Raw genomic sequence first — 24,059 nt, 5'->3', positions numbered from 1 at the left:
CAGGACGGGCATCGCTATGAATATATTCGATCACTATCGTCAGCGTTATGAAGCTGCCAAGGACGAAGAGTTCACACTGCAGGAATTTCTTGCTACCTGTAAGCAGGATCGCAGTGCATACGCCAACGCGGCAGAAAGACTCCTGATGGCTATTGGTGAGCCAGTCATGGTCGATACTGCCCAGGAGCCTCGCCTTTCCCGACTGTTCTCAAATCGTGTAATTGCACGTTATCCGGCTTTTGAAGAGTTCTATGGGATGGAAGAAGCGATTGAACAAATCGTCTCTTACCTGAAACATGCGGCTCAGGGCCTGGAAGAGAAAAAACAGATCCTCTATCTGTTGGGCCCGGTTGGTGGGGGTAAATCCTCACTCGCCGAACGCTTAAAATCGCTGATGCAGCGTGTACCTATTTATGTTTTGAGCGCCGACGGCGAACGCAGTCCGGTCAATGACCATCCGCTCTGCCTGTTTAATCCGCAGGAGGATGCCAATATTCTTGAAAAAGAGTATGGCGTGCCGCGCCGTTATCTGGGCACTATTATGTCGCCGTGGGCGGCAAAACGGCTGCATGAGTTCGGCGGTGATATTACCCGTTTTAAAGTGGTTAAAGTCTGGCCGTCGATTCTGGAGCAGCTGGCTATCGCAAAAACCGAGCCGGGCGATGAGAACAACCAGGATATCTCCGCGCTGGTCGGTAAGGTGGATATCCGTAAGCTGGAAAACCATGCGCAAAACGATCCTGATGCCTATGGCTATTCAGGGGCGTTGTGCCGCGCCAACCAGGGCATCATGGAGTTTGTAGAGATGTTTAAAGCACCGATTAAGGTGCTGCATCCTCTGCTGACCGCAACGCAGGAGGGTAACTACAACGGTACGGAAGGGATTTCCGCCCTGCCGTTTAACGGAATTATTCTGGCGCACTCCAATGAATCTGAGTGGGTGCAGTTCCGTAACAACAAAAACAATGAGGCGTTCCTTGACCGTGTTTATATCGTTAAGGTGCCTTATTGCCTGCGCGTCTCAGAAGAGATCAAGATTTATGAAAAACTGCTTAATCACAGTGAGCTGACCCATTCACCTTGCGCGCCCGGTACGCTGGAAACGCTGGCCCGCTTCTCGATCCTTTCCCGCCTGAAGGAGCCGGAAAATTCCAGCATCTATTCAAAAATGCGGGTCTATGACGGTGAGAGCCTGAAGGATACCGATCCGAAAGCCAAATCGTACCAGGAGTATCGCGATTATGCTGGTGTGGATGAAGGGATGAACGGGCTCTCCACACGTTTCGCCTTTAAAATTCTGTCGCGGGTATTTAACTTCGATCATACGGAAGTGGCGGCAAACCCGGTCCATCTGTTCTACGTTCTGGAGCAGCAGATTGAACGCGAGCAGTTCCCACAGGAACTTGCCGAGAAATATCTGGAGTTTCTGAAAGGTTATCTGATCCCTAAATATGCGGAATTCATTGGCAAAGAGATCCAGACCGCCTATCTGGAATCCTATTCAGAATATGGTCAGAATATTTTTGATCGCTACGTGACCTATGCGGATTTCTGGATTCAGGATCAGGAATACCGCGACCCGGATACCGGCCAGCTTTTCGATCGCGAGGCGTTGAATGCTGAACTGGAGAAAATTGAGAAGCCAGCCGGGATCAGTAATCCCAAAGATTTCCGTAACGAAATCGTTAACTTCGTGCTGCGCGCCCGTGCACAAAACAGCGGGCGCAACCCTAACTGGACCAGCTATGAGAAGCTTCGCACGGTTATTGAGAAGAAAATGTTCTCTAATACCGAAGAGCTGTTGCCGGTTATCTCCTTTAACGCAAAAACGTCAACCGATGAGCAGAAAAAGCATGATGATTTTGTCGACCGTATGATGGAAAAAGGCTACACCCGCAAGCAGGTTCGTCTGCTGTGTGAATGGTACCTGCGCGTACGCAAATCATCGTAAGTAAGGCGTACCAGCCTATAAACGTAACGGAAGCGACAGTAAAGAGGTCGGACATTATGTTCGACCTTGCTTGCAACGTGGTTTGGGGGAGCTATGGCCTATTTTATCGATCGGCGGCTGAACGGCAAAAATAAAAGCGCGGTAAATCGCCAGCGTTTTTTACGTCGCTACAAGTCGCAAATTAAACAGTCGATCTCCGAGGCCATCAATAAACGTTCGGTTACCGACGTTGAGAGTGGTGAATCTGTTTCTATACCGGTAGATGACATTCATGAACCTGTTTTCCATCAGGGACGCGGCGGCACCCGCCATCGCGTTCATCCCGGCAACGATCATTTTGTACAGAATGACCGTGTAGAACGTCCTCAGGGCGGCGGCGGTGGCGGCGGAAGCGGCCAGGGCAACGCCAGCCAGGATGGTGAAGGTCAGGACGAGTTTGTTTTCCAAATCTCCAAGGATGAATATCTTGATCTGCTGTTTGAAGATCTGGCTCTGCCCAACCTGCGTAAAACGCAGCAGCGGCAGATGAATGAATATAAGACGCATCGCGCCGGCTTTACCTCTAACGGCGTGCCCGCCAATATCAGCGTGGTACGCTCGCTGCAGAACTCACTGGCGCGGCGTACCGCGATGACGGCAGGTAAGCGCCGTATGCTGCATGAGCTGGAGGATGCGCTGCAGACGGTGGAAAAAACCGAGCCGGTGCAACTGCTGGAAGAAGAGCGGCTGCGTAAAGAGATTGCTGAACTGCGGGCACGCATCGAGCGGGTTCCCTTTATCGATACCTTTGACCTGCGTTACAAAAACTTTGAAAAACGACCGGAGCCGTCCAGTCAGGCAGTCATGTTTTGTTTGATGGACGTGTCAGGCTCAATGGATCAGGCAACAAAAGATATGGCAAAACGCTTCTATATTTTGCTCTATCTGTTCCTGAGCCGTACCTATAAAAACGTGGAAGTGGTTTATATCCGCCATCATACCCAGGCAAAGGAAGTGGATGAACAGGAGTTTTTCTACTCGCAGGAAACCGGCGGCACTATTGTTTCCAGCGCCTTAAAGCTGATGGATGAGGTGGTGAAAGATCGCTACGATCCCACGCAATGGAATATCTACGCCGCGCAGGCTTCCGATGGTGATAACTGGGCTGACGATTCACCGCTGTGCCATGAGATACTGGCAAAGAATATTTTGCCGGTGGTGCGTTATTACAGTTATATCGAGATTACCCGCCGCGCTCATCAAACGCTGTGGCGTGAATATGAGCATCTTCAGGCCGCGTTTGATAACTTTGCGATTCAGCATATTCGTGAGCCAGAGGATATCTATCCGGTGTTCCGCGAGCTGTTTCATAAACAGGCCAGCGAGATGAGCTAGTCTGTATAAGCTGGTGCCTTGAAAGCAGCCGCTGAAGGCTGCTTTTTTATCGCCATCGTGCGCTCGTTGTCCAGCCCGTCAGAATTTAAACTGCAGACTAAGAACTAAAATTCCCGGCAGCAGAACCCCCGACCTGAAACTAACATGAGGGTTCATTTCATACTTAACGCCATGATAAATATAAGGAGCGAAGCCAACGCCAGTCATCTTCTTTATATCCTGGTACATACCCTTATCGCCACAGCTTGAGAACGACTTAAACCAAAACTCACCGGCATAGAGGTAAATGCCCTCAATGGTCAGGTTGTTGTAGGTTCCCCAATCCTTCTCAAAACCCAGTAGCGCGCATCGATTCCCTTCACTGTTAATCATGGTACCAGCATACAGGCTGTAATCTGAGTTCTCGTTAACCCGCCTTTCCACAGCAATCAAATTATTTTTGAAGTACTGGTTATAATCTTTGGTCGGAGAATAAAGATGGTATGCAAATGAAGCGGTATGAAGGGAATAGAGATCCAGCTCATCCGCCAGACAGAGGTTGGAAAAAGCTGCCACTCCAGTAAAAGCTATGCAAGCGACGCCTGTAAGTTTACCAGCCAAGGTGCTTCCTTTATAAGTTTGAATAGCAGAAGGCTTTCTGCGAACTAATATCAGTGTCTGATTAAGACTACACACTCAATCTATAAAGCTAACGTATTTTTGTTGATAAAGTTCCCATCCCTCTTCTCAAGGGAGAGTGCCTTTATTCAGCTATAAAAAATAAAGCAGAAAACCCGTAAAAACTAACGGAATGGTTCAATATTTAAATTATTATTGTTAAATCTGTGATCTACTTTTCATATAAATTTATTTCAGTAAAAGACCAGTTGCGCATTGACGCTGGTTATATCTCAGCTTTAAGCAAAAAGGTAGTACAGGCGGTAGTATAACAGCGCGAGGCCACGCGAAGGATGAAAAACCCCGAACCGGTATAGCGCAGGCGATGTTATCCATGAGGCGAGCAGGCGGATTTCAGAAACAAAAAAGCCGGTCCATGACCGGCTTTTAACTTGCATCGCATCCATTCATCTGCGTTCTCCTTCCCGGCTTGTTATCAGGCCGCAGCGCCTTTCGGCTGCGATGCAATGTGCCCTGCCCACAGGCTGGCAACCCACTTCACGCCCTTGGCCGTGAAGCGCGCCTGCGAAAACGCATGTTGGTTTTCGCCTACTCCGGAACGCAGTGTAAAGCGCCCTGCGTTGATATGCTGCTGATGCGGCGTAAGCGTGCCGTTCATGCGATACATGATATGACGTTCCAGCAGGAACTGGCGAAAGTCAGGCTCTTTAACCTTCAGCATCTTGCACAGCTGACGGAAACCAAGCGACTCCTCTTCAACCGTGACATAACGATCGAAGAATTCAGCCTTGGGGGCGAAAAGCGCCAGCTGCTGCTCTGCTTTCTGACGCTGTTCAAACTGTTCGGCCCAGGCGCGCGCCGCTTCCGCTGGATTAGTAAAATCGGGCAGATGCGCCATTTTTTCCCGCTCCTGCCAGCGATCAAGCGCTTCAGCAGTAAAGGCTGGCGATAAACGCGCCACGGCCAGCACCGAGTCGCGCTTGTTAAGACGATATTCCTGGCGTGTCGCGCCGTCAGCTTCGTAATCCCATGCGATTAACGGCTGTGACAGACGCTGGGCCGTTTCCAGACTTTTAATCAGACGTTTCACTTCACCATGGGTATTACCGGTCATCTCGGCGATTTCACGGCTACTCATTGTGACGGATTGATGAAGAGCGTTCAGGCTCTCAGTAGAAATCATCATAGCTTCACCATTGACTTGCAAATAGCATCAGCCCGTTAGGGAGTACAAATAGTATACGTATTACTGGTTTAATATCCAGTATTTTTTTTAAGCAATTTTACTTTATACCATACTGCGAAAAGCACACATTTTTTATCCTGCGTGCTGTGACAACCTATTGATAAAGCATTATCTTTTGAAAACGGTTATAGTGTAACCACGTTTAAAATCGCTTTTGCCATCTGTTTTACGAGGAGAAAATGCCTTGGATGCCAGCACAATTTACAGTCTTTTCATTATTGGTTCCGTGCTGGTTGCATCAAGCATCCTACTCAGCGCCTTCTCTTCCCGTTTAGGGATCCCTATCCTGGTGATCTTTCTGGCGCTGGGTATGCTGACCGGCGTGGACGGTATCGGGGGTTTCGCGTTTGATAATTATCCGCTCGCGTATATGGTTTCTAACCTGGCGCTGGCGGTGATCCTGTTGGATGGCGGCATGCGCACCCGTGCCACTTCGCTGCGTGTCGCATTAGGCCCGGCGCTGTCGCTGGCTACGGTAGGCGTGATGATCACCGCCGGCCTTACCGGGCTCGCTGCCGCCTGGCTGTTCCGGCTGGATATGATGCAGGGCTTTTTGATTGGCGCGATTATCGGCTCCACGGATGCCGCAGCGGTGTTCTCGCTGTTGGGGGATAAGGGGCTGAACGAGCGCGTCAGCTCTACGCTGGAAATTGAATCCGGCAGCAACGATCCCATGGCGGTGTTCCTTACCATTACCCTGATTGAGATGATTCAGCAGGGAGAAAGCGGTTTAAGCTGGATGTTTGTGGTTCATTTAATCCAGCAGTTTGGTTTAGGCATTGTGTTGGGGCTGGGCGGCGGCTGGGCGATACAACAGCTGATTAACCGTATCTCTTTAGCCAATGGGCTTTATCCACTGCTGGCCGTCAGCGGCGGGATTTTGGTTTTCGCCCTGACCACGGTGCTGGAAGGCAGCGGCATTCTGGCGGTCTATCTCTGCGGCTTCCTGCTGGGGAACCGCCCCATCCGCAACCGGCACGGCATTTTGCAAACCTTTGACGGGATGGCCTGGCTGAGCCAAATCGGCATGTTTTTGGTGCTGGGTCTGCTGGTAACCCCTTCCGACCTCTGGCATATCGCCGTACCGGCGATGATCCTTTCGCTCTGGCTGATTCTGTTTGCCCGTCCGGTCTCTGTTTTTATTGGCCTGCTGCCCTTCCGCAGTTTTACCCTACGCGAACGCGTTTTTATCAGCTGGGTCGGTTTACGCGGCGCGGTGCCCATTATTCTGGCGGTGTTCCCGATGATGGCCGGGCTGGAAAACGCCTCGCTATTCTTCAATATCGCCTTTTTCGTGGTGCTGGTATCGCTGATGCTACAGGGCACTTCACTGGGCTTTGCCGCGCGTAAAGCGAAAGTTATCGTGCCGCCTACCGCTTCGCCGATTAGTCGCGTTGGGCTTGATATCCATCCGGAAAACCCCTGGGAACAATTTGTTTATCAGTTAAGCGCGGATAAATGGTGCGTCGGCGCGGCGCTGCGCGATCTGCAAATGCCGCGTGAAACGCGTATCGCCGCCCTGTTCCGTCATAATGTGCTGATGCATCCCACCGGCAATACCCGCCTGCGGGAAGGCGATGTGCTCTGTGTGATTGGTCGTGAGCGCGACCTGCCCGCACTCGGCAGGCTGTTCAGTCAGTCGCCTCCGGTAGCACTTGACCAGCGCTTTTTCGGCGACTTTATTCTGGATGCGGATGCAAGACTGCGCGACGTGGCACAAATCTATGGTCTGGATCTGAATGAAGAGACTAACGATCAGCAATCGCTGGGGCAGCTGATTCTGGGCATGCTCGGCGGCGCGCCGGTGGTGGGCGATCAGGTGGAATGGAATCATCTGATCTGGACCGTGGCGGAAAAAGAGGATAACCAGGTGATCAAAATCGGCGTGCGGGTGCCGGAAGAGAAGGAATAATCCTGGCCTGACGGCCTCGAATTTCCCGCCAGAGCGACTAAGCTTATAGTTCACGTCTTTCCTGGAGGGAAATAACCCATGGGTCATGTAGTCAAAATTGGTCGCTACGAGATTATTGATGCAGATATGGATGCTGAACTGGCTGATACCATCAGCATCCCCTGTCAAACCAATCCCGGGCTCAGCTACCAGCTTGACGGCTGGGATGAAGAAACCAGCGTTCCCGCGTGGATTGACGGACAGCCGGTGGATCTGGAGATCGGTCACTATGATAAACAGCAGGATCGCTGGGTTTTAAAAAAACCTGCCTGATAAGTTAAAGGAGCAGCAGCCCGGCTGCTCCTGATTTTGTTACTTTTCCCTTTTCTTTTTCGTCACATCTCTCTACGCTGTGCAGCTCAAAAATATCGGATAACAACTTCCCTGATGCAAAAATTTACCTTGTTGTTGCTTAGCCTGGTGCTGTTAGCGCCCCTTGGCATCGATCTCTATTTGCCGACGCTACCGGACATTGCCCTGGGTTTGTCAACGCCGGTCTCAACGGTGCAAACCACTATCCCCATCTTTCTGCTGGTTATGGGGCTGGGGCAAATTATCGCCGGGCCGCTGGTAGATAACTTTGGCCGTAAGCCTGTCGCCATGGCAGGTCTGCTGCTCTATGTCTGCGGCAGCGCGCTCGCGGCCTGCGCAGTAAACTGGCCTATGTTTCTGCTGGCGCGTCTGATTCAGGGCTGCGCCGTTTGTTGTACCGCCGTGGTTGCTTTTAGCGGCGTACGCGATCGGTTGTCGGGTGATGAAGCAGCGCGTGCCTATGGCTTTCTTAACGGCGCGCTTAATATCGTGCCGGCGCTGGCCCCCATGCTGGGCGGTTTTCTGGCCGAAGCCTTCGGCTGGCGAGCGCCCTTCTGGTTCCTGGTCTGCTATGCGCTGGCGATCGGTGTGCTGATTGCGTTTCTGTTACCAGAGACGCGCCCTGCCGACACACGCAAAGTGAAAGGTCTGCCGCTGCGTCAATATGGTGCCATTTTGCGCCAGCCGCGTTTTCTCGCTTTTGCCTTTGCCAACGCAGGCGCGCTGGGGATGGTGTTAACGTACGTTTCGCTGGCACCGCATGTGCTTATGACTGTAGGCGGTCTTAGCGCGCTTCAGTTCTCTATCGCCTTCGGCGCAAACGGCTTCTGGATTATGCTGGTGAGCATACTGGTCAATAAAATGATCCGCAAAGTTGGACGTCCGGTTTGTCTGGCGCTGGGAACGCTGGCGATGCTGCTGGGCGCGCTGATGCTGTTTGCAGGTGAGCAGCTGTTTCCCGTCACGATGCAAACCCACTGGGCGCTCTATATGCTGCCTGTTGCCATCTCTGTAGCGGGCCTGGCCTTTACCGTAGGCCCGGCCACCAGCTATGCGCTGGAGCCTTATCAGCAGCAGGCAGGCGTCGCTTCCGCGCTGGCAGGATTTATCCAGATGGCGGGCGGTTCTTCGGCTGGACTGCTGATGATGGCGTTACCGCTGACGGAAAAAGATGCGCTGGCGCTGATGATGCTGGCAGGCGCAGCGCTCACGTTTCTGGCATGGCGCTGCAGTAAAAAAATGCGCGGCTCGCTGACCGCGCTGTAAACTATAAGACTTCAACCGGTACCCGCGGTGCGACGGCGCACATTAGCTCATAGCCAACGGTACCGGCACTGCTTGCCACCTCGTCGATTTTCACCTGTTCGCCCCACAACTCTACTTTGGAGCCAATTCCGGCCTGCGGACAAGGCGTTAAATCCACAGTGAGCATATCCATCGATATCGCGCCGATGGTGGTGGTGCGCACGCCGTCAATGACTACCGGCGTACCGTTTGGCGCATGACGAGGATAGCCATCCGCGTAGCCGCAGGCCACAACCCCAATGCGCTGCTCCGCAACTGCATGATAACGATAGCCGTAACCCACGCCAGCGCCAGGGCGCAGATGCTGGATGCCGATAATTTCGCTGCTCAGTGTCATCGCGGGCCTGAGGCCGGTTCCGGCAATATCCTGCCAGTGACCGCCTGGTGAAGCGCCATAAAGGATAATTCCGGGCCGCACCCAGTCAAAATGCGCTTCCGGATGCCAGAGCGTCGCCGCTGAATTAGCCAGCGAACGCGGGCAGTTAAGCCCTTCTGCCGCCAGCTCAACCTGCTTCATGGGTTCAAGAATGCCCTCTTCTTTTTCCGCCTCGGCGAAATGGGTCATCAGGGTCATCTCTCCGACATTCTCCAGTGCACGCAGTTTTTGCCATACCTTATGCACCTGTTCAGGCATAAAGCCCAGCCGGTTCATGCCGCTGTTTACTTTGACATAAATGTCGAGCGGCGCGCTAAGCTGCGCTTTCGCCAGCGCCTGGATTTGCCAGTTGCTGTGAACGCTGGTCGTCAAACGATAGCGGTCCAGCAATTCAAGCTCATCGCTATGGAAAAAGCCCTCCAGCAGCAGAATCGGTTTTTTCCAGCCCTGCTCACGCAGCAGAATCGCCTCTTGCAGATTTAACAGCGCAAAGCCATCCGTATCGCTCAGATGCTGCCAGATGCGACTGAGGCCATGACCATAGCCGTTCGCTTTGACCACAGACCAGACACGGGATCCCGGCGCAGCGCGGCGCACAATTTCCAGATTTTGTCGCAGCGCAGCGCTATGAATGGTTGCGACAATCGGACGTGACATAACCTCTCCTTGATACTCGTTAACGTGCAACGTTTGCGTTATGCAGTTGCGGGGGCGTTACCGGTGAATAACCAGGCAGATAACGCATTACAGAAAGATCATCTGCAGCTATCGCCGGTTTTTTTCCGGAGATAATATCAGAAAGCAGCTGTCCTGAACCGCATGCCATCGTCCATCCGAGCGTGCCGTGTCCGGTATTAAGGTAAAGATTTTTTAACGGCGTAGGCCCAACAATCGGCGTGCCGTCCGGCGTCATTGGACGCAGACCGGTCCAGAAGCTGGCCTGTTCAATATTGCCGCCGTTGGGATAAAGGTCACGTACCACCATTTCCAGCGTCTCACGCCGGGCGGGCAACAGCTGCGTATTAAAGCCAACAATTTCCGCCATTCCGCCAACGCGAATGCGCTGGTCAAAACGGGTAATGGCCACTTTATAGGTTTCGTCCAGAACGGTGGAAACTGGCGCACCGGCCTCATCGCGAATTGGAATGGTTAATGAATAGCCTTTTAAAGGATAAACCGGAATAGAAACGATATCCGCAAGCAGCGCGGTGGACCAGGATCCGAAGGCAACAACATAGCTGTCTGCGGTAACAATCTCTGCGCCGCATTTCACGCCGACAATGCGATTGTCTTCACGCAGCAGGCCATCCACTGGCGTATTAAAGCGAAATGTTACGCCGGCCTCTGCCGCCATCTGCGCCAGCCGCTGGGTAAAAAGCTGACAGTCGCCGGTTTCGTCATTGGGCAAGCGCAGCCCGCCGGTCAGCTTATGATGGGTGGAGGCGAGTGCCGGTTCCACACGCGCCAGCTGGTGCGCCTCCAGCAGTTCATAAGGCACGCCGGCCTCTTTCAGTACGGCAATATCTTTGCTGGCGCTTTCATACTGTTGCGCGGTACGAAACAGCTGCAGCGTACCGCCCTGACGGCCCTCATAGTTGATTCCGGTTTGTTCCCGCAGTGCTTTCATACAGTCGCGGCTGTATTCCGCAATGCGCACCATCCGGCTTTTATTCTCCTGATAGTGACGCATATCGCAGTTACGCAGCATCTGCCACATCCATTGCAGCTGGAAGCGGCTGCCATCAAGACGGATTGCCAGAGGAGCATGCCGCTGAAACATCCATTTTATCGCTTTTAACGGTACGCCCGGCGCAGCCCAGGGGGCTGCATAGCCAGGAGAAATCTGCCCGGCATTGGCAGCGCTGGTCTCCTGCGCCGGACCCGGCTGACGATCGATAACCGTAACATCATGACCCGCCTGAGCCAGATACCAGGCGCTGGCGACGCCGACAACTCCACTTCCCAGAATGACAACTCGCATAATTCCCCCAGCAACCCCGATAGAACAATCCACTAACTCTTAGCCAACCCTATGGATGATAATTTTGCCGGATCCCCATCAACATAGCGGTGACATATTTCACATCTTTTTTACCTTAGCGCTGAGTAAAAACAAGATGCTGACTAAATTTCAGTGGAAAATATTATTTTTAAAGTTATCGCAGCAGCAAGTGAGGATTAACCCGGTAAACTGGCCTGTCGCCAGCAGATTTAATATGGGTCATACAAAAACAGAATAAACAGCATTTTATACTAATTAACAGGCATTAATTCGCATTATTCGTTATTTAAAATTTCGTTTTTAATTGGCGCTTTATTTTGTATTGCAGTTTCAGGTTGCATTCCGGTTTCAGATGGAAAACAGTGAACTATCATTAGAGTGTTCGCTCAGTTCTTTGGGCCTTCTTATTCAGGATGAGCCTTAAACAACAGGAATCCTTGCGGCAACGCTTTGCCCAATGGGATTCACCAACGAGGGGTGCGCTATGGCGACATTATTTGACGATCCGGTTAAGGACAGCAAACGACTCAGTGACGGACCCGACTGGACCTTTGAGCTACTTGATACCTACCTGGCGGAAATCGATCGCGTCGCGAAACAGTACCGTCTGGATACCTATCCGCATCAAATTGAAGTCATTACCTCTGAACAGATGATGGATGCCTACTCCAGCGTCGGTATGCCCATCAACTATGCGCACTGGTCTTTTGGTAAAAAATTCATCGAAACCGAGCAGCGCTATAAACATGGTCAGCAGGGGCTGGCTTATGAAATCGTGATTAACTCTAACCCCTGCATCGCCTACCTGATGGAAGAGAACACCATCACCATGCAGGCGCTGGTTATCGCTCACGCCTGCTATGGTCATAACTCATTCTTTAAAAATAACTACCTGTTCCGCAGCTGGACCGATGCTGGCTCAATCATTGATTACCTGCTGTTTGCGAAAAATTACATCGCCGAGTGTGAAGAGCGTTATGGCGTGGAGGAAGTAGAACGTCTGCTCGACTCCTGCCATGCGCTAATGAATTACGGTGTCGATCGCTATAAGCGTCCGCAAAAAATCTCATTACAGGAAGAGAAAGCGCGGCAGAAAAGCCGCGAAGAGTACCTGCAAAGCCAGGTTAATACGCTGTGGCGTACCCTACCGCGTCGCGAAAAAGAAGAAGTGCATGCTGAGAAAGTACGTTTCCCTTCTGAACCGCAGGAAAACTTGCTCTATTTTATGGAAAAAAATGCACCGCTGCTGGAGCCCTGGCAGCGTGAAGTCCTGCGTATTGTGCGTAAGGTAAGTCAGTATTTTTATCCGCAGAAACAGACGCAGGTGATGAACGAAGGCTGGGCGACCTTCTGGCACTATACCATCCTGAATCATCTGTACGATGAGGGTAAGGTAACAGAGCGCTTTATGCTGGAGTTCCTCCACAGCCATACGAATGTGGTGTTCCAGCCCGCCTATAACAGCCCCTGGTATAACGGAATCAACCCTTATGCGCTGGGCTTTGCTATGTTCCAGGATATTAAACGCATCTGCCAGTCGCCCACCGAAGAGGATCGCTACTGGTTCCCGAATATGGCCGGTTCGGACTGGCTGGAAACGCTGCATTTCGCCATGCGGGAATTTAAAGATGAAAGCTTTATCAGTCAGTTCCTTTCGCCGAAAGTGATGCGTGATTTCCGTCTGTTCACCGTACTGGATGACGATCGGAACAATTATCTGGAAATTGCCGCGATTCATGATGAAACGGGCTATCGCGCAATCCGTCAGCAGCTTTCCGCGCAGTATAACCTGAGCAACCTGGAACCTAACATTCAGGTCTATAACGTTGATTTACGCGGCGATCGCTCGCTGACGCTGCGCTATGTGCCGCATCAGCGCTCTCCGCTGGACAAGAGCCGACGCGAAGTGTTAAAGCATGTGCATCGTTTGTGGGGATTTGAGGTTCATCTGGAACAGCAGAATGAAGATGGCAGCGTTGAGATACTGGATCGCTGCCCGCCGCGTCCTAACACTTTATAAAACCCTCAGGGCCGGAGGCGAATCCGGCCCTGTTATTACTCAGACGGGTCAATACTCCTCAGCGACGATGGAGCTCATCATCCGGCATCGATTTTTGCATGCTGTGCCAGATTTCCCCACTGCGACGACCATATTCACGTACTGCGGTAACGATGTTTTCCGGCTCGGTGCCATCGCAAAAAGAGAGCAGCTGTTGATAAAAACGCTGCGCTAAGGTACGCGCTTCGGGATTGGAAAAATAGTGACGTCCCACGCGGGTATAGAGCCCTTTCAGCCCGTTAAGAATCAAGCCGTAAATCGGATTACCGGAGGCAAAAGCCAGCCCGCGAAAAATACGATAATCCAGCTCGGTATAGGCATCCGCCTGATCCTCGACGCCTTCAGCCGCTTTCAGCACCTCACGCGCCTGTTCAGGAAAGTGACGGATAGCGCGACGGATAAAGATGGAGGAAACGTTAGTACGCACGGAGAGCACGTTATCCATCAGTTGCGGTACGCTGTCGTGATCGAGACGCGCCAGCGTTTCAAGAATATTCAGACCGGAAGTTTCCCAGAAATCATTTACCCGCGTCGGCTTGCCGTGCTGAATGGTCAGCCAGCCATCGCGCGCCAGACGCTGAAGCACTTCTCGCAGCGTGGTACGCGTTACGCCAATCAGCTCAGAAAGCTCGCGTTCGGCAGGCAGGATAGATCCAGGGGGGAAGCGACTGTTCCAGATACTTTCAATGATATACTCTTCCGCGAACCCGGCCGGGCTCTGCGCCTTTATAACCATAGCATTTCTCGTTGCTTTTTCATTAGGCAATATGCCACTCATCATACCAGAGGGCCCAGGCATCACCTAGCCTCGCTTCGTTTAAAACCTGAATCCAGCGCAAAAAATGACGAATTGAGCCGCTTTAACCGAATGTGCATTGCCTCACTCGCTGGCGACGTTTACCCTTTGAATCTGAAAATTTTCTTGGTCCTGTATGAGGATAACGATACACATGGATATTTCCACCGGGCGCGCCTTTACGCGCAATTTTCTTGGGCAATCTCCCGACTGGTATAAGCTAACGCTGCTGGGATTTTTGGTTGTTAATCCGCTGCTGTTTTTCTTTGTTAGCCCGTTTCTTGCCGGCTGGTTGCTGGTGGCAGAGTTCATTTTTACCCTTGCGATGGCGTTAAAATGCTATCCTCTGCTGCCCGGCGGCCTGCTGGCGCTGGAGGCGATTATCATTGGCATGGCCAGTGCGGAACAGGTGAAAGAAGAACTGGCGAATAACCTTGAGGTGCTGCTGCTGCTGATCTTTATGGTGGCTGGCATCCATTTTATGCGCCAGCTGTTGCTGTTTGTGTTTACCCGCCTGCTGCTGACCATCCGTTCGAAGATGGTGCTGGGCCTGGCGTTTTGCCTGGCCGCCGCGTTCCTCTCCGCCTTTCTCGACGCCCTGACGGTGGTCGCCGTGGTGCTGAGCGTTGCCGCCGGCTTTTACGATATCTATCACCGCGTGTTATCGGAGGGAGATGAGCATGCCGAATCCGGGGATATCAATCACGAGGCACGTCGCGAAACGCTGGAAAAGTTCCGCTCGTTTCTGCGCAGCCTGATGATGCAGGCTGGCGTCGGTACCGCCTTAGGCGGCGTAATGACCATGGTAGGTGAGCCACAGAACCTGATTATCGCTAAAGCCGCCGACTGGGACTTTATTGAATTCTTTTTGCGTATGGCGCCGGTGACGGTACCAGTACTGATTTGCGGCCTGATCACCTGCATGCTGCTGGAGCGCTTCCGCCTGTTTGGCTATGGCGAACCGCTACCGGAAAAAGTGCGCGAGATCCTGATGAATTACGATCTTCAGTCCCGGAAAAAGCGTACCCGTCAGGATCGCCTTAATTTGTGGATCCAGGGTGCCATCGCCGTTTGGTTGATCGTTGCGCTAGCGCTGCACCTGGCGGAAGTGGGCCTGATTGGTTTGTCGGTGATCATTCTCGCCACCTCGCTGTGTGGGGTGACCGATGAGCACGTTATTGGTCGGGCGTTTTCAGAAGCGCTGCCCTTTACCGCGCTGCTGACGGTGTTTTTCGCTATTGTCGCGGTTATCGTGCAACAGGATCTCTTTAGCCCGCTGATCCATTTTGTTTTGCAGGCAGAAGCCAATATGCAGCTGACCTGGTTTTATGTGTTCAATGGGGTGCTGTCTTCTATATCAGATAACGTGTTTGTCGGCACGGTTTACATTAATGAAGCGAAAAACGCCTTTACCCGCGGTGAGATTAGCCTGCAGCAGTTTGAACTGCTGGCGGTTGCGACCAATACCGGCACCAATCTGCCCTCTGTCGCCACGCCTAACGGTCAGGCTGCGTTTCTGTTTATGCTGACCTCCGCGCTGGCACCGCTGATTCGCCTCTCTTACGGGCGCATGGTATGGATGGCACTGCCCTATACCTTTGTACTGTCGCTGGTGGGGCTGCTCTGCATTATGTATGCGCTGGAGCCGATGACATTATGGATGATGGCGCATGGCTGGCTGCCGCCACTTGCATCATAGCGCCCGGTAAAAATCGGGAACAAAATGATCTTACGTCATTTTTAATTCTGTTTTTTCGCTGCCCTGGCTGGCAGCGATGTTTATTTGCTTTACACTGCCGGTTCAACGCTAATGACAGGGAATGATTTATGTTGCGATACCTGAACCAATGCTCAAAAGGACGTGGCGCCTGGCTGCTGCTGGCGCTGACTGCTTTTGCGCTGGAAATGGTCGCGCTGTGGTTTCAACACGTTATGATGCTGAAACCCTGCGTGATGTGTATTTATGAGCGCTGCGCGCTGTTTGGCGTGATGGGTGCCGGGCTGGTTGGCGCGATCGCGCCAAAAACGCCGCTGCGCTATGCGGCGCTGCTGATCTGGCTCTACAGCGCCTGGGAGGGATTGCGTCTCTCCTATCAGCATACGATGCTGCAACTGCATCCTAATCCGTTTACAACCTGTGATTTCGCCGCCCGTTTTCCCGGCTGGCTACCGCTGGATAAATGGCTGCCGTCAGTGTTTGTTGCCACGGGCGACTGCTCAGAACGCGTCTGGTCTTTCCTGACGCTGAGTATGCCACAATGGCTAATGATTATTTTTGCTGCTTATCTGCTGGTAGCGCTGCTGGTATTGATCGCGCAGCCGTTCAAACCCCGGCGTCGCGATCTCTTTTCCCGTTAAGCATTGACCGGCTGGATCAGCCTTTCCATTCCGGCCGGTTAATAATGTGATCTTCCCAGTCCCTGACTTCGCTCTCACGCACCGCGATATGACGCACCGAAATCCGTGCCGCATGCATTGCGGCACTTGAGCCACTGCGTAAAGGGTGCCAGACCGGTAGCGTTTTTCCTTCCGCCAACAGACGGTAGGCGCAGCTGGCTGGCAACCAGGAGAAGGTAGGCAGATTGTCACGCGTCAGCTTGATACAGTCTTCTTCATATTCGAAGCGGCGCTCATAGTTACGGCACTGACAGGTTTTGATATTAAGCTGGTTGCAGGCCACGTTGGTGAAATAGATTTCATCCGTATCGGCGTCCTGCAATTTATTAAGGCAGCACTGGCCACAACCATCGCACAAGGATTCCCATTCCTCATCAGTCATTTGTTCCAGGCTCTTTTCCTGCCAGAAAGGGGTCTCAGTCATTGTGATGTCCGGTTAAGCAAAAGCGCACCTTATAAACAGTTCAGCGGTCAGATGCAAGCATCACAGCACGCGCGTGCTCACGCCGTGGCCCGCCAGCGAGACTTCCAGCTGGTCCCCTGCATGCAGTGGCCCCACGCCTTCCGGGGTGCCGGTCAAAATTACATCGCCCGCGCGCAGGGTAAAATATTTGCTCATATAGGCAATCAGCGGCAGGATGGGCGTGATCATATCGGCGGTGCTGCCCTGCTGGCGCACTTCACCATTAACCACCAGCTTAAGTTCGCACTGCTGCGGATCGCCGGTGAATTGATTAACAGGAATAAAGCCGGAAAGCGGACAGGAATTATCGAATCCCTTGGCCTTTTCCCACGGCTGTCCGGCTTTTTTCAGGCCAGCCTGAATATCACGCAGCGTCAAATCAAGGGCGACGCCGTAACCCGCGATAGCCTGACCGACATGCGCTTCGCTGGCCTGTTTCAGGGTGGAGCCGATCAGGATCGCCATTTCCACCTCATGATGCACCGCCCCCATGTCGCGTGGAATCGAGAGCGGCTGTCGCAGATCGCACAGCGCCGTCTCAGGCTTGATAAAAATCACCGGCTCCTGCGGCGTCGCGCTGCCCATCTCTTTAATGTGCTTAGCGTAATTGCTGCCGACACAAACCACTTTGCTGACTGGAAAATCTAACAGCGCGCCCTGCCAGTTACGATGTTGATACATGCTTTTCCCCTTGCTGAGAGTGACAGCGCCAGGCCGGCGCCGCTAGCCTACTGTGCTTGTGCTACCGCATCCGCCATTTTGCCGATGCTGATAGCGAAATAATATGATCGATTCCAGCGCATTATGGTACGGAAGTTGTCATACACCAGGAAGGCGCGTCCGCCCACGTCGTCCGGCAGTATAATCCAGCCGCGCTGCCCGGTATCCGGCAAATTATCGCTGCTACTCAGCCGCACGCCCAGTTTTTCCCATTCGGCCACCGTTTTGGCCTGGGGTGTCTTCAGACCCGCCAGCTGAGGGGCAAAATCGACCGGCAGGATCACTTCGCGTCCCCAGCTTTCGCCAGAATTCCAGCCTTCTTTAGCCAGATAGTTAGCCGTGGAGGCAAACACATCGCGCTGGTTATGCCAGATATCAATTTTTCCGTCGCCGTCGCCGTCCGCACCATAGTTCAGATAAGAGCTGGGCATAAACTGATTCTGTCCCATCGCACCCGCCCAGGAGCCTTTCATTTCCGGCGCGCTGATATGACCCTGCTGGATCATCTTCAGCGCGGCGATCAGCTCCTTAGTGAAGAAGGCTTCGCGCCGCCCTTCAAAAGCCAGCGTGGCGAGCGCAGAGATAATATCTTCGCGGCCCTGAAGCCGCCCAAAGTTACTCTCCATTCCCCACAGCGCCACAATATATTGCGGCGCTACGCCATATTGCTGGCTTACGCTTGTCAGCTCGTTCTGATATTGCTGATAAAGACTGCGGCCCTGCTCAATCTTTTTAGGGGTAATGACCCGCGCCAGATAATCATCCAGCGTAATTTTCTGCTCGGGCTGATTACGGTCGGATTTAATCACCCGGTCAACAAAATGCACGTTAGCGAAAGCGCTGTTTACGGTTTGCTCACTGATGCCCTGCTGGCGCGCCTGCGCTTTCAGCTGCTCAACGTAAGCGGGGAACTCCGCAGGATCGCGCCCCTGCTGTGCCAGGGTGGTTTTACCCGTCGGTGGCGTCAGAAAGCCGCCGCTTTTGGCGGCAGGCGTCGGCGCGGCAGCCCCCGTGGTTTCAGGCGCTGACGAGACGCTATTTTTACTGGCGCATCCCGCTAACATTATTGTCAGTAACGTCGCGCTCAGAGCATTTAGCTTCATATCAGTTCCTTATTAATCAATTGAAAATCGCCGGAAATAAATTGAGGAATTATTCGCCAATTTATTATTTACAGATGAATCTGAATTAAACCGGATCGTTTTTTCCTAAATGTATTTTCAGCAGATCTTCTACCGGTGGCGGCAGCTGCAAATAATAACCCTGCTCGTGCAGTGCCAGCTTTACTTTTTCAATATCCGCATTCGCCAGTTTCTTAGTGCGTTCAAGGGGTAACACCATTGCCAGCTGCGGTTTGCCAAAACCACGCAGCAGCTCTTCCGGCACACGGGAAAAGTCGTCTTTTTTTTCAACGTAAAGATAAGTCTGATCGCGTTGAGGACTTCTGTAGATCACACAAAACATATTTTTTACTCGAATTAAGCGGGGTGGTGACTTGCCTGAATATAACAGTAACTATAACATGCTTGCAGTAGTTAGGAATAATGTCCCGCCTTGATTACGCGCTGGCTAAATCAGGCATAATTTAGTCGGGTTTAGACATAACAGGACTGAGCCAGGACAGATGTCGCAAACGCCAATCGAGTTTAAAGGCAGTAGTTTTACTCTGTCTGTTGTTCATTTACACCACACGCATCCCGATGTGGTTCGTCAGGCGCTTCAGGACAAAATTGACCAGGCGCCTGCCTTTCTCAAAAATGCGCCCGTGGTTTTGAATGTAGCCTCTCTGAACGGTGACGTTAACTGGAAACAGATGCAGCAGGCTATCGCTTCGACGGGGTTACGCATTGTAGGCGTCAGCGGCTGTAAAGATGAGTCGCTTAAGCGCATGATCGCACGCGCTGGCCTGCCCATCCTGTCCGAAGGCAAAGAACAGAAAAAAAATTCTGAACCGGTAGACTCGGTTGCGGTAGCGGCGCCGGAAAGCACTCTGGTTAAAACGCGTGTGGTCACCACGCCGGTTCGCTCCGGGCAACAAATTTATGCGCGTAATACCGATCTGATTGTGACGAATAGCGTAAGCGCCGGTGCTGAACTGGTTGCCGATGGCAATATTCATATTTATGGCATGATGCGCGGACGCGCGTTGGCGGGCGCCGGTGGCGATCGTGAATGCCAGATATTTTGTACCAGTTTATCTGCGGAGCTGGTTTCCATAGCGGGTGAGTACTGGATTATGGATCAAATTCCGGCGGAATATTTTGCAAAAGCAGCGCGCCTTAGCCTAAAAGATGGCGCGCTGACAATACAGACATTGAATTAGGCCCCTTTTTATTTATAAGGAATTCTTATATATGGCACGCATTATTGTAGTTACATCCGGCAAAGGGGGCGTTGGCAAGACCACGTCAAGCGCGGCCATTGCTACCGGTCTGGCACAGAAAGGGAAGAAAACCGTGGTGATCGATTTTGATATCGGTCTGCGTAATCTCGATCTGATTATGGGCTGTGAAAGGCGCGTGGTTTATGATTTCGTCAACGTTATCCAGGGCGATGCCACGCTGAATCAGGCACTGATTAAAGACAAACGTACAGAAAACCTCTATATCCTGCCTGCTTCCCAAACGCGAGATAAAGATGCACTGACGCGCGAAGGCGTTGAGAAAGTGCTGAACGAACTGGATAAGATGGAGTTTGACTTCGTACTGTGTGATTCGCCGGCAGGTATTGAGACCGGCGCGCTGATGGCACTCTATTTTGCCGATGAAGCTATTATCACCACCAACCCGGAAGTCTCTTCGGTGCGTGACTCCGATCGTATTCTGGGCATTATCGCATCCAAATCACGCCGTGCTGAAAACGGCCAGGAGCCGGTAAAAGAGCACCTGCTGCTGACGCGTTATAATCCAGGTCGCGTTAGCCGCGGCGATATGCTGAGTATGGAAGATGTGCTGGAGATTCTGCGTATTCCGCTGGTTGGCGTAATCCCGGAAGATCAGTCGGTACTGCGCGCTTCCAACCAGGGCGAACCCGTGATTCTGGATACTGAATCCGATGCGGGCAAAGCCTATGCCGATACCGTTGAGCGGTTACTCGGTGAAGAACGCCCCTTCCGCTTCATTGAAGAAGAGAAGAAGGGATTCCTGAAACGCCTGTTCGGGGGATAAACCATGGCCTTACTTGACTTCTTTTTATCCCGTAAAAAGAACACTGCTAACATAGCCAAGGAAAGGCTGCAGATTATCGTAGCTGAACGCAGGAGGGGCGATAGTGAGCCCCATTACCTTCCCCAGCTGAAGCGCGACATTCTGGAAGTGATTTGCAAATATGTGAAGATTGATCCGGAGATGGTAACGGTACAGCTGGATCAGCGCGGTGATGATATTTCGATACTGGAATTGAACGTGACGCTGCCAGAAATGGAAGAAACCGCGAAATGATTCGTCTTCATTCCTGACCTTCCCCTGCCTTACGCAGGGGAAAGTTTATGCAGGCTACTGCGGATAGTCCGCCAGTACCTGTTTGATTTCCTGTTCCATCAATTCGCCGCGCCATCCGCTTACCAGCTCAGGCAGCTTTTCTCGCGGTTTGATTTGCCAGTGCCAGCTCAGCAGCTGGTTGATTTGACGGCGTGACGCCAGCAGTTCGGTACTCAGCCCGCTGCGCTCGCTGACCTCCAGCACTACTGCTTTCAGCGCTTTAAACGCTTTTTTATAGTGCGGGTGATCGTTAATATTGAGCAGCATCTCCGGCAGACTCTCTTCCGGCAGCGCGTTAGCCTCATTAACCATATCCAGCAACGTTTTGCCGTGGAAACGGATTTCGTGACCGCTCAGCCCTAAGTGATCCAGCTCGCCGAGCGAACCCGGCAGATAGCGCGCTACCTTCCAGAGATTTTCTTCGCGTACGACAAAATTAACCGCCATATCCTTTTCGCGCGCCAGTTTCAGACGCCAGGCCGCCAGGCGCTGTAATGCCGCCAGCTGACGCGGACGCAGCAGCGAAGCGTTACTGATTTCCCGATACGCCTCTTCCGGCTGCAGCGTTTCAGTACGGCGCTGGCAAAGCAGCAGACATTCGCTGCGCGCCGCATCCAGCTGCCCTGCCGCTGCGGTTTCATCCATCAGCGTGTGGGCAATCGGCAACAGCCAGAACACATCGGCGGCCGCATATTCACACTGACGGGCAGAAAGCGGACGCGCCAGCCAGTCAGTGCGTGATTCACTTTTATCCAGCACTTCACCGGTAAAGTTTTCGACCATCGCTGCAAAGCCCATTGATAGCGGACGTCCGCTAAAAGCAGCGAGGATTTGCGTGTCAATCAGCGGCGTTGGCATGACCCCGAAGCTGTGCTGAAAGACTTCAAGATCTTCACTACCGGCGTGCAGGAATTTCGTTATGCTGGCGTCGCTTAGCAGATCGATCAGCGGCTGCCACTGGGTAATGGTCAGAGGATCAACCAGCGTGATCTGTTCGCCATCATAAATTTGCAGCAGGCCAGGTTGCGGATAATAGGTGCGGGTGCGGACAAACTCGGTATCGAGCGCAATAGCACGGTGTTGACGCGCAGCGTCACAGCAGGCCTGCAGCGCCTCATTAGTGGTGATATAGGTGTAATTCAAATGCTTGCTCTCTTGCCAGCGGTACGTTTGCGTTGCTAATGCTGATGAATACAATGTAAACGCCGGATTAACCGGCGTTTACATCCATAGCTTAACATACTCGCGGCATCAGGCGGCAGGCGCTTTATTTATCTCGTCACGCAACGCGCGTCGCAGGATTTTACCCACATTGGTTTTAGGCAACTCTTCGCGAAACTCAACGATTTTCGGCACCTTATAACCGGTGAGATGACGACGGCAGTGGGCAATCAACTCATCTTTGGTCAGAGAGGGGTCCTTTTTCACGATACAGATTTTCACCGCTTCGCCAGAAAGGTCACTCGGTACGCCAATGGCCGCCGCCTCGCGCACTTTCGGATGTTGCATTACCACATCTTCAATCTCGTTCGGATAGACATTGAAGCCGGAAACCAGAATCATATCTTTTTTACGATCGACGATACGCAAAAAGCCCTCTTCATCGACGGTAACGATATCGCCGCTATAGAGCCAGCCCTCTTTTAGCACTTCATCGGTGGCATCCGGACGCTGCCAGTAGCCGGTCATAACCTGCGGCCCTTTGATACAGAGCTCGCCCGGCTCTCCTGCTCCCACTTCCACGCCGTTGTCATTTACCAGCTTGATCTCGGTAGAGGGCACAGGCAGACCGATGCTGCCGTTATGACAGGTAATATCATAAGGGTTAACCGAAACCAGCGGTGAGCATTCGGTCAGCCCATAACCTTCCAGCAGATAGTGCCCGGTCAGCTTCTCCCAGCGCTCCGCCACCGCTTTCTGTACCGACATCCCCCCGCCCGCCGACAGACGCAGCGCGGAAAAATCGAGCTGCTGGAAATGTTTATCATTCAGCAGGGCGTTAAATAACGTATTCACCCCGGTGATGGCGGTAAAAGGATATTTGCTCAGCTCTTTTATAAAGCCGGGAATATCACGCGGGTTGGTAATCAGCAAATTTTGCCCGCCCAGCTCAATAAATAACAGGCAATTTACGGTCAGCGCAAAGATGTGGTAGAGCGGCAGCGCCGTGACCACCAGCTCTTTGCCGTCGCGCAGCAGTGAGCCATAGGTGGCTTTGGTTTGCTCAAGATTAGCCTGCATATTGCGATGGGTAAGCATGGCTCCTTTGGCAACACCGGTGGTGCCGCCGGTATATTGCAAAAAAGCCAGATCGTCATTCTGTAGTTCCGGTCGGAAATAATCCAGCTGTGCGCCCTGCTGCAGCACGCTGCGAAATGAGACCGCATCTGGCAGGTTATATTTCGGTACCAGCCGCTTGATATATTTCACCACAAAATTAACCAGCGTGGCTTTCGCGGGCGAAAGCTGATCGCCCAGACGGGTCAGAATAACGTGTCTGACCGAGGTTTTCGCCACAACTTTTTCCAGCGTATGGGCAAAGTTAGAAACAATAACGATCGCTTTCGCGCCGCTGTCATTCAACTGATGCTCCAGCTCGCGCGGGGTATAGAGCGGGTTTACATTCACCACTACCATACCGGCCCGCAGTATGCCAAACAGCGCAATCGGATATTGCAGCAGATTAGGCATCATAATGGCCACCCGATCGCCTTTGCTTAGCCCCAGCGTTTGCTGCAGATAGGCGGCAAACGCCCGGCTACGCTGCTCCAGCTTACGGAAGCTCATCGCCTGACCCATATTAATAAAAGCTGGACGATCGGCGTAACGCTGGGCAGCCTGCTCAAAAAGATCGATAAGCGACGTATAACGATCGGCATTAATCTCCGCCGGTACATCGGCGGGGTAACGGTTCAGCCAGACCTTATTCAAGGATTCACCTCGGAAATCATATTTATTCGCCATCGCAGCCTCGGCCCGCTGTTGTTAACAATATTTTAACTCATTGTAC

Annotated in this window: 22 protein-coding genes; 11 read left to right on the top strand and 11 right to left on the bottom strand. The window is 52.5% G+C overall.

Annotated features, from left to right (window positions below):
- Window positions 1–16: 16 nt before the first annotated feature.
- Both yeaG and B1H58_RS16450 read left to right on the top strand, forming a co-directional pair.
- Window positions 17–1,951 (top strand): protein kinase YeaG, encoded by a 1,935-nt coding sequence (gene yeaG, locus B1H58_RS16455; protein WP_085071542.1) that lies wholly within the window; start codon window positions 17–19, stop codon window positions 1,949–1,951.
- Between the two features lie 93 nt (window positions 1,952–2,044).
- Complete coding sequence (locus B1H58_RS16450; RefSeq protein WP_085071541.1) at window positions 2,045–3,325, top strand: YeaH/YhbH family protein; 1,281 nt, start codon at window positions 2,045–2,047, stop codon at window positions 3,323–3,325.
- 78 nt (window positions 3,326–3,403) lie between these two features.
- On the opposite strand, the gene B1H58_RS16445 is transcribed toward B1H58_RS16450, so the two are convergent.
- Together B1H58_RS16445 and B1H58_RS16440 are read right to left on the bottom strand one after the other, a co-directional pair.
- A complete protein-coding gene (locus B1H58_RS16445) occupies window positions 3,404–3,925 on the bottom strand; it encodes a hypothetical protein (RefSeq protein WP_085071540.1) in 522 nt (173 codons plus the stop codon).
- A gap of 493 nt (window positions 3,926–4,418) precedes the next feature.
- The gene (locus B1H58_RS16440) at window positions 4,419–5,129 is read right to left on the bottom strand and encodes a phage antirepressor KilAC domain-containing protein (RefSeq protein ID WP_085071539.1); all 711 of its coding nucleotides are present in this window, start codon (window positions 5,127–5,129) and stop codon (window positions 4,419–4,421) included.
- Window positions 5,130–5,373: 244 nt separating this feature from the next.
- On the opposite strand from B1H58_RS16440, the gene B1H58_RS16435 reads away from it, so the two are divergent.
- The 3 genes from B1H58_RS16435 (at window position 5,374) to B1H58_RS16425 (ending at window position 8,718) form a co-directional block, all read left to right on the top strand.
- Window positions 5,374–7,101 carry a potassium/proton antiporter gene (locus tag B1H58_RS16435; RefSeq protein WP_085071538.1) on the top strand — a complete coding sequence of 576 codons (1,728 nt, stop codon included), beginning with the start codon at window positions 5,374–5,376 and terminating at the stop codon, window positions 7,099–7,101.
- A 78-nt stretch (window positions 7,102–7,179) separates the two neighbouring features.
- A complete protein-coding gene (locus B1H58_RS16430) occupies window positions 7,180–7,413 on the top strand; it encodes a DUF1480 family protein (protein WP_085071537.1) in 234 nt (77 codons plus the stop codon).
- A 114-nt stretch (window positions 7,414–7,527) separates the two neighbouring features.
- Window positions 7,528–8,718 (top strand): multidrug effflux MFS transporter, encoded by a 1,191-nt coding sequence (locus B1H58_RS16425; protein WP_085071536.1) that lies wholly within the window; start codon window positions 7,528–7,530, stop codon window positions 8,716–8,718.
- Window position 8,719: 1 nt separating this feature from the next.
- Here the strand turns inward: B1H58_RS16425 and dadX are convergent, their stop codons facing one another.
- Complete coding sequence (gene dadX, locus B1H58_RS16420) at window positions 8,720–9,790, bottom strand: catabolic alanine racemase DadX (protein ID WP_085071535.1); 1,071 nt, start codon at window positions 9,788–9,790, stop codon at window positions 8,720–8,722.
- Window positions 9,791–9,809: 19 nt separating this feature from the next.
- Window positions 9,810–11,114, bottom strand: a complete 1,305-nt coding sequence (locus B1H58_RS16415; RefSeq protein WP_085071534.1) for a D-amino acid dehydrogenase — start codon at window positions 11,112–11,114, stop codon at window positions 9,810–9,812.
- A 505-nt stretch (window positions 11,115–11,619) separates the two neighbouring features.
- Between B1H58_RS16415 and B1H58_RS16405 the strand changes: the two genes are divergently transcribed.
- The gene (locus B1H58_RS16405) at window positions 11,620–13,155 is read left to right on the top strand and encodes a SpoVR family protein (RefSeq protein ID WP_085071532.1); all 1,536 of its coding nucleotides are present in this window, start codon (window positions 11,620–11,622) and stop codon (window positions 13,153–13,155) included.
- A 58-nt stretch (window positions 13,156–13,213) separates the two neighbouring features.
- Here the strand turns inward: B1H58_RS16405 and fadR are convergent, their stop codons facing one another.
- Window positions 13,214–13,930, bottom strand: coding sequence for a fatty acid metabolism transcriptional regulator FadR (gene fadR, locus B1H58_RS16400; protein ID WP_085071531.1), 717 nt, complete (start codon window positions 13,928–13,930; stop codon window positions 13,214–13,216).
- Between the two features lie 214 nt (window positions 13,931–14,144).
- On the opposite strand from fadR, the gene nhaB reads away from it, so the two are divergent.
- A complete protein-coding gene (nhaB, locus tag B1H58_RS16395; protein WP_085071530.1) occupies window positions 14,145–15,689 on the top strand; it encodes a sodium/proton antiporter NhaB in 1,545 nt (514 codons plus the stop codon).
- Between the two features lie 128 nt (window positions 15,690–15,817).
- Window positions 15,818–16,348, top strand: a complete 531-nt coding sequence (dsbB, locus tag B1H58_RS16390) for a disulfide bond formation protein DsbB (protein WP_085071529.1) — start codon at window positions 15,818–15,820, stop codon at window positions 16,346–16,348.
- Window positions 16,349–16,364: 16 nt separating this feature from the next.
- Here dsbB and B1H58_RS16385 read toward each other — a convergent pair whose 3' ends face one another.
- The 4 genes from B1H58_RS16385 to B1H58_RS16370 all read right to left on the bottom strand — a co-directional run bounded on the left by B1H58_RS16385 (window position 16,365) and on the right by B1H58_RS16370 (window position 19,034).
- Complete coding sequence (locus B1H58_RS16385) at window positions 16,365–16,811, bottom strand: YcgN family cysteine cluster protein (RefSeq protein ID WP_085071528.1); 447 nt, start codon at window positions 16,809–16,811, stop codon at window positions 16,365–16,367.
- 60 nt (window positions 16,812–16,871) lie between these two features.
- The gene (locus B1H58_RS16380) at window positions 16,872–17,531 is read right to left on the bottom strand and encodes a fumarylacetoacetate hydrolase family protein (RefSeq protein ID WP_085071527.1); all 660 of its coding nucleotides are present in this window, start codon (window positions 17,529–17,531) and stop codon (window positions 16,872–16,874) included.
- A gap of 47 nt (window positions 17,532–17,578) precedes the next feature.
- Window positions 17,579–18,673, bottom strand: coding sequence for a lytic murein transglycosylase (locus B1H58_RS16375; protein WP_085071526.1), 1,095 nt, complete (start codon window positions 18,671–18,673; stop codon window positions 17,579–17,581).
- 85 nt (window positions 18,674–18,758) lie between these two features.
- Complete coding sequence (locus tag B1H58_RS16370) at window positions 18,759–19,034, bottom strand: YcgL domain-containing protein (RefSeq protein ID WP_085071525.1); 276 nt, start codon at window positions 19,032–19,034, stop codon at window positions 18,759–18,761.
- Window positions 19,035–19,194: 160 nt separating this feature from the next.
- On the opposite strand from B1H58_RS16370, the gene minC reads away from it, so the two are divergent.
- Genes minC through minE form a run of 3 tightly spaced genes read left to right on the top strand, consistent with a single transcriptional unit; the run spans window position 19,195 to window position 21,010 of the window.
- The gene (gene minC, locus B1H58_RS16365; protein ID WP_085071524.1) at window positions 19,195–19,893 is read left to right on the top strand and encodes a septum site-determining protein MinC; all 699 of its coding nucleotides are present in this window, start codon (window positions 19,195–19,197) and stop codon (window positions 19,891–19,893) included.
- 31 nt (window positions 19,894–19,924) lie between these two features.
- Window positions 19,925–20,737: a septum site-determining protein MinD gene (minD, locus tag B1H58_RS16360; protein WP_085071523.1), complete on the top strand. Its 813-nt coding sequence runs from the start codon at window positions 19,925–19,927 to the stop codon at window positions 20,735–20,737.
- A gap of 3 nt (window positions 20,738–20,740) precedes the next feature.
- Window positions 20,741–21,010, top strand: coding sequence for a cell division topological specificity factor MinE (gene minE, locus B1H58_RS16355; RefSeq protein WP_085071522.1), 270 nt, complete (start codon window positions 20,741–20,743; stop codon window positions 21,008–21,010).
- A gap of 54 nt (window positions 21,011–21,064) precedes the next feature.
- Here the strand turns inward: minE and rnd are convergent, their stop codons facing one another.
- Window positions 21,065–22,192 (bottom strand): ribonuclease D, encoded by a 1,128-nt coding sequence (gene rnd / locus B1H58_RS16350; RefSeq protein ID WP_085071521.1) that lies wholly within the window; start codon window positions 22,190–22,192, stop codon window positions 21,065–21,067.
- Between the two features lie 108 nt (window positions 22,193–22,300).
- Window positions 22,301–23,980 (bottom strand): long-chain-fatty-acid--CoA ligase FadD, encoded by a 1,680-nt coding sequence (gene fadD, locus B1H58_RS16345; protein WP_157130198.1) that lies wholly within the window; start codon window positions 23,978–23,980, stop codon window positions 22,301–22,303.
- Between the last annotated feature and the right edge of the window lie 79 nt (window positions 23,981–24,059).

Source organism: Pantoea alhagi, from assembly GCF_002101395.1.
Taxonomy (GTDB): Bacteria; Pseudomonadota; Gammaproteobacteria; order Enterobacterales; family Enterobacteriaceae; genus Mixta; species Mixta alhagi.
Note: the sequence above shows the minus strand (reverse complement) of the source record. Positions and strands in the feature narration are given on the sequence as shown.

Bases quoted from the DNA above. Each gene is read 5' to 3' on its own strand.
- yeaG (WP_085071542.1), top strand. From the start codon at position 17: ATGAATATATTCGATCACTATCGTCAGCGTTATGAAGCTGCCAAGGAC.
- B1H58_RS16450 (WP_085071541.1), top strand. From the start codon at position 2,045: ATGGCCTATTTTATCGATCGGCGGCTGAACGGCAAAAATAAAAGCGCG.
- B1H58_RS16440 (WP_085071539.1), bottom strand. From the start codon at position 5,129: ATGATGATTTCTACTGAGAGCCTGAACGCTCTTCATCAATCCGTCACA.
- B1H58_RS16430 (WP_085071537.1), top strand. From the start codon at position 7,180: ATGGGTCATGTAGTCAAAATTGGTCGCTACGAGATTATTGATGCAGAT.
- B1H58_RS16425 (WP_085071536.1), top strand. From the start codon at position 7,528: ATGCAAAAATTTACCTTGTTGTTGCTTAGCCTGGTGCTGTTAGCGCCC.
- dadX (WP_085071535.1), bottom strand. From the start codon at position 9,790: ATGTCACGTCCGATTGTCGCAACCATTCATAGCGCTGCGCTGCGACAA.
- B1H58_RS16415 (WP_085071534.1), bottom strand. From the start codon at position 11,114: ATGCGAGTTGTCATTCTGGGAAGTGGAGTTGTCGGCGTCGCCAGCGCC.
- B1H58_RS16405 (WP_085071532.1), top strand. From the start codon at position 11,620: ATGGCGACATTATTTGACGATCCGGTTAAGGACAGCAAACGACTCAGT.
- fadR (WP_085071531.1), bottom strand. From the start codon at position 13,930: ATGGTTATAAAGGCGCAGAGCCCGGCCGGGTTCGCGGAAGAGTATATC.
- nhaB (WP_085071530.1), top strand. From the start codon at position 14,145: ATGGATATTTCCACCGGGCGCGCCTTTACGCGCAATTTTCTTGGGCAA.
- dsbB (WP_085071529.1), top strand. From the start codon at position 15,818: ATGTTGCGATACCTGAACCAATGCTCAAAAGGACGTGGCGCCTGGCTG.
- B1H58_RS16385 (WP_085071528.1), bottom strand. From the start codon at position 16,811: ATGACTGAGACCCCTTTCTGGCAGGAAAAGAGCCTGGAACAAATGACT.
- B1H58_RS16380 (WP_085071527.1), bottom strand. From the start codon at position 17,531: ATGTATCAACATCGTAACTGGCAGGGCGCGCTGTTAGATTTTCCAGTC.
- B1H58_RS16375 (WP_085071526.1), bottom strand. From the start codon at position 18,673: ATGAAGCTAAATGCTCTGAGCGCGACGTTACTGACAATAATGTTAGCG.
- B1H58_RS16370 (WP_085071525.1), bottom strand. From the start codon at position 19,034: ATGTTTTGTGTGATCTACAGAAGTCCTCAACGCGATCAGACTTATCTT.
- minC (WP_085071524.1), top strand. From the start codon at position 19,195: ATGTCGCAAACGCCAATCGAGTTTAAAGGCAGTAGTTTTACTCTGTCT.
- minD (WP_085071523.1), top strand. From the start codon at position 19,925: ATGGCACGCATTATTGTAGTTACATCCGGCAAAGGGGGCGTTGGCAAG.
- minE (WP_085071522.1), top strand. From the start codon at position 20,741: ATGGCCTTACTTGACTTCTTTTTATCCCGTAAAAAGAACACTGCTAAC.